The organism is Cyclobacterium sediminis, assembly GCF_054781075.1.
This window is the reverse complement of sequence record NZ_BAAGVC010000003.1, coordinates 132,809-144,630: the sequence shown is the minus strand read 5'-3', so window position 1 is coordinate 144,630 and position 11,822 is coordinate 132,809. Positions and strand designations below refer to the sequence as shown.

The following is an 11,822-nucleotide window of genomic DNA, read 5'->3' as shown; positions in this document are numbered from 1 at the left end:
TTTGCGGAATAGGATCAATTTGACAAAATGTAAAAACCATCTTGCCTTTATTCAAATCCAAAAAGGTAATTCGACATAGGTTAAAAAAAACTGGATATTGGATTAAAAAGTAGCCTATGGATGTAATCGCAAATGAATTAAATTATCAATATTTTTAGGTTGAAATTGAAGTATTGGCAGGGTTTTTTCTTGATTACAACAAGTGATAACATTTATTTTGGCACGTTTTTCTATTATTTGCTGCCAATAAAAAATAAATCATGGAATATCTTTTTGGAAAAAGGGAACAAGGGGCCCTCGGTATGGGTTTAATGGTAGAATAATTTTGAGTTTAGCTTGTTAAGCGAAAATTTTATTATTAAAACTTGATGTTAATATGTTTCGTAATTGAAGAACAAAAAGGATAGAAACAAGATTTTAAGTGAAGAAAATTAAAAATACAGTAGTAGTATTTGTTGATGATGATAAGGTCCAACTCATGATCAACAAGCGCGTATTGGGAAAGTTGAATTTAAAGTTGGACGTGTATTTTTTTCAAAATCCTTTGGAGGCTTTGCATTGGCTGGGTGAAAACGATGTAGACGTTCTTATGCTGGATATAAATATGCCTGAAATGGATGGTTGGAGTTTTTTGGAGCAAATGAAACTCAAAGGGATAAAAGGAGATGTCAAAATGCTCACCGCATCCCTGGACCCTGAAGATTTGAAAAAAAGTGAAAAATTTGATCAGATAAGTGGTATTTTGATTAAGCCGATTAAAGAAGAGGATTATTTAAAAATTTTGACCAATTAAGTAGATTGGTTGACTTGATAATTTATTAACACTGAATAGATGTACAAACAATATGGCTGAAAAATTAAAAAGAAATGATAAGGTATTTAGTAGGCGAATAGATAATTTTTTTATTGGGCTGGAAAGAGCCTTTCAGTTTGTTAAGAAGTTTTTTATTGAGGTTTGGGTACCTCCCTATGAGTTTAAGGAGGTTATTCGACAATGTTACCGCATTGGATATAATTCTCTCCCTTTAATTTCCCTTACAGGTTTCATAGTTGGTATTGTGTTTACCAACCAGTCTAGACCTTCACTATCGGAATTTGGGGCAACTTCTTGGTTGCCGGCACTAATTTCTATAGCTGTGGTTAGGGCGATGGGGCCATTGGTAACTGCATTAATAGCCGCGGGGAAAGTAGGTTCTAGTATAGGCGCTGAAATCGGTTCTATGAAAGTTACCGAACAAATTGATGCTATGGAAGTTTCGGCCACCAACCCTTTCAAATTTCTGGTTGTTACCAGGGTATTGGCCAGTACATTCATGATCCCAGTGTTGGTTTTATACACAGACTTTGTTGCTTTAATGGGAGCATTTTTGAATGTTCACGTTAACGAAATGGTTAGTATAAGCACTTTCTTTGTTCAGGTGTTTGATTCAATATCTTTTCTGGACATCAGTTCTTCTATGATAAAGTCATTGGTGTTTGGATTTACCATTGGTATGGTAGGATGCTACAAGGGTTACAATTCTACGAAAGGTACAGAAGGTGTAGGTAAAGCAGCAAATTCAGCTGTAGTTATGGCCATGTTTTTAATATTTATAGAGGAATTGTTATCCTTGCAGATCACCAATTTCTTTAGGCAATTATAATATGAAAGATACAGTAATTCAAATAAAAAACCTTTCCAAATCTTTTGGGGACATGGACGTTCTTAAAGACGTAAATTTGGACCTTTATAGTGGAGAGAATTTAGTGGTTTTAGGTAAATCCGGAAGTGGGAAGTCGGTGTTGATCAAAATCATGGTTGGCTTGCTTAAACAGGACAGTGGATCTGCTATTGTCTTGGGGCAGGAGGTGAGTCAATTAAATCAGAAAAAGCTCAATGAATTAAGGTTGAAAATCGGATTTTCGTTTCAGGCAAGTGCTCTGTATGATAGCATGACGGTGAGGGAAAATTTAGAATTCCCTTTGGTAAGGAATGTTAAAAATTTGAGTAAAAAAGATAAAGATAAATTGGTAGAAGAAGTGCTGGAGGGGGTGGGGCTTATTCAAGCCATTAATCAAATGCCATCAGAATTATCAGGTGGTCAACGCAAAAGAATAGGTATAGCGCGCACCCTTATCTTAAAGCCCGACATAATGCTTTACGATGAACCCACCGCCGGCCTGGACCCAATTACCTGCATGGACATTAACAACTTGATCAATCAAGTGAATGAAGAGTACAAGACAACCTCAATTATTATTACCCATGATTTAACCTGTGCCAAAGTTACAGGTGACAGGATGGCCGTATTACTGGATGGGCATTTTGGCAATACCGGAAAATTTGAAGAGGTTTTTGAACATGCCGTTGATGGCAGAGTAAAATCATTTTATGACTATAATTTCATCGAACAATGAAGAATGATAATAAAAGATCGGTTACAGTTGGCATTTTTGTGCTAATAGGAATCGCAATACTTGTTGTAGGTATCCTTACCCTAGGTGCGCAACAAAAGGCGTTTGTGAAAAGTATACGTGTTACATCCGTATTCGACGATGTGGGAGGTTTGCAAACAGGAAATAATGTATGGTTTTCGGGTGTAAAGATTGGAACAGTAAAAAAGATAAATTTTTACGGTGAATCTCAGGTAGAAATTGAAATGAATATAGAATCGTCTGCCAAAGAATATATCAAAAAGAACTCCAAAGCCACGATCAGTTCTGATGGCCTTATAGGTAATAAAATAATTGTGATATATGGTGGCACAGGTCAGGGACCTGCCATTGAGGATGGTGACGTTTTAACTGCCGAAATGCCACTGGATACAGATGAAATGATGGAAACATTGCAAGTGAATAATAACAACTTGGTATCCATTACAGAAGATTTAAAAATTCTAACACATAAAATATCCAGTGGTGAAGGAATAGTGGGAGCTGTTCTAACAGACAGTACTTTGGTGAAAACTTTTAAAGCTACCATGCAAAATTTGGAAAGAACTGCGGCGAATAGTAATAGAATGACCGCTGAGTTGGCAAAGTTTTCGAATGGGCTTAATCAAAAGGGCGGATTTGTAGATAAAATGCTCAATGATACCACTCTCTTTGCAAGCCTACAAACTACTGCAGCGCAGTTGGAGACTACCTCTGCAGAGGCGAGCGATGCCGCGCAAAATTTTAGTAGTGTAAGTGAAAACCTAAGTGATACAGACAATGCTATAGGGATGTTGTTAAATGATAAGGAGTTTGCAGCATATTTGAAAGGAACCATGAGTAGTTTGGATACTGGAACAATTAGAATGAACGAAACACTCGAAGCGCTACGGTACCATTGGTTTTTCAGGAAATCTTTTAGAAAACGTGATAAAGCTGATGCAGCATCGGAATAAATTGAATAAAAAAAAGCGGAACTTGTTTCCGCTTTTTTTTATGGCCTTATAATTGATAGGAATAGGTTATATTAGTATATTAGGTAATATATTAAACCGAAATTAATATCCACTTTATAAATAAACCAGTTTATTTTATGACAAAAGATCCATATAAAATTATTAAGAAGCTTCCATCCGCTCAAGGTGATCTTAGTTACTGGAGTCTGGAAGAGTTAAAGAAGCAAGGATACCCTATAAATAAACTTCCTTTTTCAATCAGGATCCTTTTAGAGAATACCCTCAGAAATTTTGATGACTTTGCCATTACTAAGGAAAATATTGAGACCCTTCTCAATTGGAAACCGGAGCCATCAGAGAAGGATATTCCTTATAAACCCGCAAGAGTATTGATGCAGGATTTTACAGGAGTGCCTGCAGTAGTAGACATTGCCTCTCTTCGAGCCGAAGCAGTTAGAAAAGGCAAAAATCCCGAGAAGATAAACCCATTGATACCGGTAGACTTAGTGGTGGACCACTCGGTTCAGGTTGATTATTTTGGTACCAACTACTCCTACAAGAAGAATGTAGATGTGGAGTATAAAAGAAACGGAGAAAGATATGAGTTCTTGAAATGGGCTCAAAAATCTTTTAATAACTTTTCAGTTGTACCTCCTGGGATGGGGATTTGTCATCAAGTAAATTTAGAATACCTTGCTCAAGGCGTGATTTCAAGAGATGGAAATGTATTCCCTGACACCTTGGTAGGAACAGACTCACACACACCAATGGTCAATGGAATTGGAGTTGTTGGCTGGGGTGTTGGAGGAATTGAAGCTGAGGCGGCAGTATTAGGACAACCCATCAATTTTATAATGCCTGAGGTGGTTGGGTTGAGGTTAACAGGAGAATTGCCTCTGGGTACAACCGCTACAGATATGGTATTAACCATTACTGAGCTTCTTAGAAGGCAGAGTGTGGTAGGTAAATTTGTAGAAGTTTTTGGTCCGGGATTGGATGGACTATCTGTACCGGATAGGGCCACAATATCTAACATGTCTCCTGAATTTGGATGTACGGTTACTTATTTCCCTATAGATGATCGGACCTTGGATTATATGAAAAGGACCAATAGGGATGAAGAGCAAATCAAGCTCGTGGAGAGCTACGCCAAGGCCAATATGTTATGGAGGGAAAATGAGGATGAGATCAATTACTCTACCGTAGTGGAGTTGGATTTGAGCACTGTGGAACCAACGGTTTCAGGCCCAAAGAGACCTCAGGATAAAATTCTTTTAAGAGAGTTTAAGGATAAATTCGGTTCCCTTTTGAAAGAAGTACACGGCAGAGAATACATTCCAATTGAGAAAAGAGAAGTAGGTAGATGGCTCGGTGAAGGCGGTGGCAATCAGCCAGTGGAAAATAGTAATAAAAGTGTAGAGGAAGACTTGGAGATAAAGACCAAAGTTAAGAATGGCTTAAAGTCTGTAGGGGTAAAATTGAATAATGAAGAATTTGCGCTTTATGATGGCTCAATTGTAATTGCTGCCATTACCTCTTGTACCAACACCTCCAATCCAAGTGTAATGATAGGAGCTGGTTTGATAGCGAAAAAGGCAAGAGAGAGAGGTTTGGATGTCAAACCCTGGGTAAAAACTTCCCTGGCTCCGGGATCTAAAGTTGTTACTGATTACCTTCATCATGCAGGATTACTCGAGGATTTAGAAGCTTTGCGTTTTCATGTTGTAGGGTACGGCTGTACCAGTTGCATTGGAAATTCCGGTCCTTTACCTTCGCATATTGCCAAAGCGGTAGAGGAAAATGATTTGGTAGTAGCTTCAGTACTTTCAGGAAACAGAAATTTTGAAGCAAGGGTGCATCCTCAGGTAAAAATGAATTATTTGATGTCTCCAATGCTCGTGGTTGCCTTCGCATTAGCAGGTAGGGTGGATGTTGATTTGAATAATGAACCTTTAGGCTACGACCCGAATTTGGAGCCTGTATACCTCAAAGACCTGTGGCCTAGTAATGAGGAGATTTTTGAAGTTTCTCAAAAAGTTTTGTCTCCCGGGGATTATAAAAAAAGTTACGGGGAGATATTTGAAGGTAATGAACAGTGGAAAGAATTAAAAGCTCCTGAAGATAAAGTTTATCAATGGTCCGATCAATCTACTTATATTAAGGAAGCTCCATTTTTTAATGGGATATCTGAAGAAGTTGATGAGCCGGAAGAGATTCTCGAAGCTCGAGTTTTATTAAAATTGGGAGATTCTATTACAACGGATCACATCTCACCTGCAGGTTCTTTTTCTCCAAAATCGCCAGCAGGTAAATACTTGCTTGATAAAGGTGTAGAACAATCGATGTTCAATTCTTACGGTTCCAGAAGGGGTAATGATGAAGTGATGGTACGGGGAACTTTTGCCAATGTTAGGATTAAGAATCAACTGGCCGCCCAAGAAGGTGGTTATACCACGCATATGCCATCCGGAGATGAAATGACGGTATTCGATGCCTCCCGTAAATACATGGCTGATGAGGTGCCTTTATTGGTGTTGGCAGGAAAAGAATATGGAAGTGGCTCCTCCAGAGACTGGGCTGCTAAAGGAACCACTCTTTTGGGGATTAAAGGAGTAATAGCTGAAAGTTACGAAAGAATTCACCGCTCCAACTTAGTAGGGATGGGTGTATTACCTATGCAATATGCCAAAGGGCAGTCTGCCGAAACGCTAGGACTTACCGGTAAAGAATTGATTTCTATAGAAGGAATCAATGAAGGTTTGACACCATTGAAGGTTTTGAAGGCCAAGGCTAAAAAAGAAGATGGAAGCACTGTAAGTTTTGACGTTGTTGCCCGCCTTGACTCTTTGATTGAAATAGAGTATTACAAAAATGGAGGTATTTTACATTATGTTTTAAGGCAGTTTCTGAAAGCCTAAATTCTAAGGTTGGGAAGAATTCCAAACGTTGAAAAATAAAAAAGCCTGTTTAAAATAAACAGGCTTTTTTTGGTGATCCCGCTGGGGTTCGAACCCAGGACCCTAACATTAAAAGTGTTATGCTCTACCAGCTGAGCTACAGAATCGGAAATAAAATAGAAGTAAATTTTTTCTTCTAAAACTCTTGAATTTTAACAATGTGATCCTGTCAGGACTCGAACCTGAAACCTACTGCTTAGAAGGCAGTTGCTCTATCCAGTTGAGCTACAGGACCTTTTTTGTTAAAAAGAAAATGGCTTTTCAGCCCTTTTCTCTGTGCTTTTTCAAAAGCTTGTGCAAATGTAAGGGAGAATTTTTTAATTGCAAACACTTAACCTAAAATACTTTTTATTTCTTCAAAATGAATGGTGATCTTTGCAAAAAAATAATGTCTTTATGGTACCGGTGCACTTGACTCCCATTGATGATTTCTATATTAAAACATTAAGTGAAATACCTCTTAAAAAGGTGCTCTATTGTGGTCCTGAAACTGCTGTTTCAAAAGCTGCCCAAATCATGCGGGATGAAAAATCAAGTTGTTTGTTTGTCGGAAACAATGTGGATAATATCCTGGGGGTGATTACAGACATAACCCTAAGGGATAATGTGCTGGCAAGAGAATTATCTCCCCAAAGTCCGGTCAGTGAAATTATGGATGACAAACTAGTGGCGATTTCCAAGGAGGCACCGGTATATGAAGCTTTGTTGCTTATGTTTCGAACCAAAACCCGATACTTACTAGTGGAGGAAAGGGGGCATTATATTGGTGTAACCAGTAGAAATAAAATATTGACGGTTCAATCACTTTCTCCTTTTGTATTTATTCAATCTGTGAAGCAAGCACTCGATGAGGTGGAATTAAAAACAAAATGGAGGCAAGTGCCGGGCATAGTAGATCAACTGATTCAAAGAGGTGTTAGGGCAGAAATAATTAACCAGATAATTTCAACAATTGCAGATATTATTACTTTGAGGGTCATTGAGCAGGTGATCAAGAAAAAAGGAGAGCCTCCTGCTAAATTTGTTTTTTTTGTTTTGGGAAGTGAGGGAAGAAAAGAACAAACCTTAAAAACAGATCAGGATAATGCCATTATTTATGAAGACAAGGCAAATGAGCAAAGAGAAATGGTCCGTGAGTATTTTCTTGATTTTGCTAAAACGGTATCAGATAAATTGAATGAAATTGGTTTCGATTACTGTCAAGGAGGTTTTATGGCCAGTAATCCAAAGTGGACCCATTCGCTTTCTCATTGGAAAAATAATTATGCTAGCTGGTTTAAGGAATCCTCTATGGAGACGGTATTGAGTTATGGTACTTTTTTCGATTGTAGACCTATTTATGGAGATTTTTCCTTGTTAGATGATTTAAAAGCGTTCATGGATGAGCAATTACATTACCCTCTGGAACGATTTTTCTATAATATGGCTCAAAATTCCTTGCAATATGATACACAGCTGACTTGGCTGAAGAATATTAAAACTTTTAAAGTAGACAAGGAAGAAGTTTTTGATATCAAAAGAGCGATGACGCCAATAGTCAATGCAATGAGGCTTTATGCTTTGGCCAATAGGGTATTTGAAACCAATACAGGTAAAAGGTTGGAAATTCTCACCAAACGGGAAGTCTTTAAATCTAAAGAGTCAATAGAATTATTTCAGGCTTATTATTACCTAATGGGGCTTAGATTAGAGAAACAGGCAGGGGCTATTATAAATGAAAATAAAAAGCCCGTAAACTATATAAAAATCAGTCAACTTACCCAAGTTCAATTGGTGACCATCAAAGAAATATTTAAAGTAATTAGAGATCTTCAGCTGAAGATAAGAATACAGTTTACCAAATCATTTTGAGTGCTTTGAAGAGAATGGTGGCATTGATAGGGTATTGATATAATAATTAAAGATTTAATGTAAACAAACATTTTTTTCTGTAAGCCGTACCAAGATGTACCCTTATTTTTATGCAAAACAAAAACGACTTATTCGGTCAAGCCCCAATTGGTAATCTATTACTTAAACAAGCCCTACCTGCCGCCGTTGGCATTTTGGTTTTGTCTATTTATGGGATTGTCGATACTATTTTTGTGGGACGTTATGTAGGTGCATTAGGAATAGCCACCATAACTGTGGTTTTGCCCATCTCTTTTTTAATTTCAAGTATAGGTATGTCGATTGGTGTTGGTGGGGCTTCCATTATTTCTCGATCCTTTGGGGATGGAAATAATGAAAAAGCATACAATACTTTTGGGAATCAAATTGGCATGACATTGACTTTGGCTCTGCTGTTTGTTGGGATAGGTTATGTTTTTGCAGAAGATATTCTAAAGTTGTTTGGGGGTAAGGGGGATGTATTACAGCCGGCAAAAGATTACTTTACAATCATTCTCATAGGAATCCCATTTATGGCCTGGGCCATGATGGGAAATAATGTGATAAGAGCAGAAGGATATCCCAGAGTTGCCATGTACACCCTGATTGTGCCGGCAGTATTTAATATCATATTGGACCCTATATTTATCAATTGGTTTGATATGGGATTAAAAGGGGCTGCATGGGCCACGACGATTTCTTACATGGCCAGTGCTATCTATTCTTTGTGGTTTTTTATCATTGGAAAGTCAAGCATGAAGATGCGTGTAGAATGGTTTAAGCCGAACCTTAAAATCTCCACTGAAATTGCTTCATTGGGTGCTGTAACTTTAGCCCGACAAGGAACCGTGAGTCTATTGGCCATAGTACTAAATAATGAGCTTTTTAAATACGGAGGGGAGCAGGGCTTGTCCACCTATGGTGTCATTAACAGGGTGATGATGTTTGCCAATTTTCCGGTATTGGGCATCACTCAGGGCTTTGTCCCAATAGCCGGGTATAACCATGGGGCAAAATTAAGAAACAGGGTACAAGAGAGTATCAAATTGGCAATAAAGTCATCAACCCTGGTGGCTTTATTGATATTTATTCTGATTTTGACCTTTGCAGGAGCCATAGTTTCTGTTTTTACTGAAGATCAGAATTTGATAAATGTAAGTGTTCCAGCCATGCGAAAATCTTTTTTGGCTACCCCGTTGCTTGCCTTTAGTTTGATAGGGAGTGCCTACTTTCAAGCCATTGGAAAAGCCAAGCCTGCTTTGTTGCTTGCCTTAAGTAAGCAAGGGATATTTCTCATTCCTTTGGTGATGATCATGCCGGCCTTGTTTGGATTAGAAGGTATTTGGTATGCCTTTCCCCTTGCGGATACGGGGGCAGCCATTATCTCATATTACTTCCTCAGAAAGGAAACCAAGACATTGTAAATTATTTGCCGGGATTGTATATAAAAGTGGCATATACAGGGTAGTGGTCAGATAAAAGGTCGGGTTTTCCATGATTCAGGATCTCAGCACTGATAAGCTGACCTTCTAAATTTGGACTGACCAGAATATAATCTATCCTTTGCTGGTTTTTTTCGAAATCTGACTTTGAAAGATCTTGGCCGAGTACCAAAGTGGGGAATGACTTTTTATTCTGATCAGCATGTTTTTTTTGTACAACGTCTATCAAAGGCAGTGAAAGAAATTTAGAAATTACACTATAATCTATGGTTCCCAACCGTAAATTTTGATAAGCATCGGGGCCGTTTTTTGCCCTCCGAAGGCTATCTGAATGCTGCTTTCTTTTCAAAGATACTGTATTTTGAGCGTCATAATTTACATCGAAAGGAGATTGTGAGTTAAAATCCCCTAAAATCACCATCTTGCTATGCTCCTCCATAATGACGCTTTTTTGAGCATAATCACTTATAATTTCAGCCTCCTTTCTCCTAAATGCCCAATCGTGGGGGCTTAAATGAACCACAATAAAATCAATGCCATATGATTTTACATGAAGCATTCCATGCCATAAGCCTCCAAGCATTTTTGTTTTTAACTGAATAGGTTGTTTGGAGGTGATGCCAATTGGATAGCCATCTTCTTTGAGTAAAATCGAATACTCATGGCCAAATTCTTTTGCCCAAGCCTCTAGCTTATCTGAGGTAAAGTCGTTCAGCTCTTGAAAACCTATAACATCTGCATCTATCTCTTTTAGCCATTCGGTCATTTTTGTTTTCCTATCCAAGTCTTTCCCCCAATCAAACCCATTCCATATATTATAACTAAGAATTTTTAGGCTGTCATTTTGGGCCATAGTAGGTTGGTTTAATAGGCCTAGCATGAGAAACAGAGGGCTTAATTTGAAAATAAAATTACACATTTGGTTACTGATTAAACTGATAAATAAGACATCCTAAAAGTAGCATTTAAATTAATTGGGTTGTAATTTTGCCCTATTAATAAAAAAAGAATTTTGACTCAAGCATTGTTTTGAGTTAAGACATTGGATTAATTTTTATTAGAAAATAAATGTTAAATGGTAGGCCTATCAATTGAAAAACATGGATTGAGTTTAAGAAAAGAAATACTTTTTTGTTAGATGAGAAAAGTAGTAAGGATTGTTTAGTAATTTGCACCCTTCAAAGTGGGAGAAAAAGGAAGTTTTTTAGTAGATAGACATGAAAGCAAGCTTAAGAATTTCATTAATCTATATTGTAGCTGGCATTTTTTGGATTGTCTGGGGTGATAATTTAGTTGAATTTATTTTTTCCAATAAAAGCAATGAAACAATTCAATTACTTAAAGTATCAGCTAATATTTTATACTTTTTATTGACAGGTATTCTACTATATATTTTAATTCAAAAGCAATTCAATTATTTGGATGATAAAGTTAAAGAGCTTGAGCATGTGGAGCAAATATTTGATAATGAGCGTCTAAAGTCTGACCATTCAAAAAAACAATTGGATCAATTTATTATTGTAGCCTCCCATGACTTGGCAGGACCTGTTCGTCAAAGTCAAGGTTTTTTGGAGCTTTTTATCCGAAAGAATCAAAACCAATTATCTCAGAATTCTCTTAATTTTTTACAGCTTACTTTAGATAATTTTATAAAAATTAAAGCCATAATTAATGATATTACAACTTTTTCCCAGCTCTCCGGCTTAGAGTCTAAGCAGGAATTAGTGAGTTTGGATGAGGTTTTTGAAAAAGTATTACACCTTAACTCCAAAAAAATATTGGAGCAAAAAATTAAACTCAAAGTTGATAAGTTGCCACAGGTAAAGGGTGATTACAAACCTCTTATCCAATTGTTTGATAACTTAATTTCCAATGCAATTAAATTCAAAGATGTCAATAGGCCACTAATTATTGAGGTTTTAGCAAATTCCAAAGAGGGTTTTTGTACGATAGAGATTAGAGATAATGGCCGAGGAATACCTGTTGAAAATTTAGAGAATATCTTTTATATCTTAAAACGATACGATTATGGCTTTATTAAACGGGGGACAGGTATGGGTTTGGCTATTTGTAAAAGGATTGCAGAAGGATTGGGTGGGCAGATTTGGGCAAACTCAACAATAGGAAAAGGAAGCGTTTTTTATGTAAAACTTAGAGTTTAGGGTAGCTTTTTCAAGGAATTCAAT

Annotated in this window: 9 protein-coding genes and 2 tRNA genes; 8 read left to right on the top strand and 3 right to left on the bottom strand. The window is 37.2% G+C overall.

Features of this window, described 5'->3' with window-relative positions:
- Positions 1 to 421 precede the first annotated feature (421 nt).
- From ACYVHJ_RS03000 to acnA, 5 genes are all read left to right on the top strand, one after another.
- Positions 422 to 793, top strand: a complete 372-nt coding sequence (locus tag ACYVHJ_RS03000; protein ID WP_460512424.1) for a response regulator — start codon at positions 422 to 424, stop codon at positions 791 to 793.
- Positions 794 to 845: 52 nt separating this feature from the next.
- Positions 846 to 1,643: an MlaE family ABC transporter permease gene (locus ACYVHJ_RS02995; protein WP_460512421.1), complete on the top strand. Its 798-nt coding sequence runs from the start codon at positions 846 to 848 to the stop codon at positions 1,641 to 1,643.
- Between the two features lies 1 nt (position 1,644).
- Entirely contained in the window at positions 1,645 to 2,397 is a 753-nt protein-coding gene (locus ACYVHJ_RS02990; RefSeq protein ID WP_460512419.1) for an ABC transporter ATP-binding protein, read from the top strand.
- On the top strand, positions 2,394 to 3,368 hold the full coding sequence (locus ACYVHJ_RS02985) for an MlaD family protein (RefSeq protein WP_460512417.1): 975 nt from the start codon (positions 2,394 to 2,396) through the stop codon (positions 3,366 to 3,368). Before ACYVHJ_RS02990 ends, ACYVHJ_RS02985 begins: the two co-directional genes overlap by 4 nt.
- 137 nt (positions 3,369 to 3,505) lie before the next feature.
- Entirely contained in the window at positions 3,506 to 6,286 is a 2,781-nt protein-coding gene (gene acnA, locus ACYVHJ_RS02980) for an aconitate hydratase AcnA (protein WP_339902010.1), read from the top strand.
- Between the two features lie 70 nt (positions 6,287 to 6,356).
- On the opposite strand, the gene ACYVHJ_RS02975 is transcribed toward acnA, so the two are convergent.
- Positions 6,357 to 6,432 (bottom strand) — tRNA-Lys (locus ACYVHJ_RS02975).
- Positions 6,433 to 6,486: 54 nt separating this feature from the next.
- Positions 6,487 to 6,560 (bottom strand) — tRNA-Arg (locus ACYVHJ_RS02970).
- 161 nt (positions 6,561 to 6,721) lie between these two features.
- On the opposite strand from ACYVHJ_RS02970, the gene ACYVHJ_RS02965 reads away from it, so the two are divergent.
- Together ACYVHJ_RS02965 and ACYVHJ_RS02960 are read left to right on the top strand one after the other, a co-directional pair.
- Entirely contained in the window at positions 6,722 to 8,176 is a 1,455-nt protein-coding gene (locus ACYVHJ_RS02965) for a DUF294 nucleotidyltransferase-like domain-containing protein (protein WP_460513692.1), read from the top strand.
- Between the two features lie 110 nt (positions 8,177 to 8,286).
- Positions 8,287 to 9,618, top strand: a complete 1,332-nt coding sequence (locus tag ACYVHJ_RS02960; protein ID WP_460512414.1) for an MATE family efflux transporter — start codon at positions 8,287 to 8,289, stop codon at positions 9,616 to 9,618.
- A 1-nt stretch (position 9,619) separates the two neighbouring features.
- Here ACYVHJ_RS02960 and ACYVHJ_RS02955 read toward each other — a convergent pair whose 3' ends face one another.
- A complete protein-coding gene (locus ACYVHJ_RS02955) occupies positions 9,620 to 10,489 on the bottom strand; it encodes an endonuclease/exonuclease/phosphatase family protein (RefSeq protein ID WP_460512412.1) in 870 nt (289 codons plus the stop codon).
- A gap of 364 nt (positions 10,490 to 10,853) precedes the next feature.
- Between ACYVHJ_RS02955 and ACYVHJ_RS02950 the strand changes: the two genes are divergently transcribed.
- A complete protein-coding gene (locus ACYVHJ_RS02950; RefSeq protein WP_460512410.1) occupies positions 10,854 to 11,798 on the top strand; it encodes a sensor histidine kinase in 945 nt (314 codons plus the stop codon).
- The last annotated feature ends 24 nt before the right edge of the window (positions 11,799 to 11,822 follow it).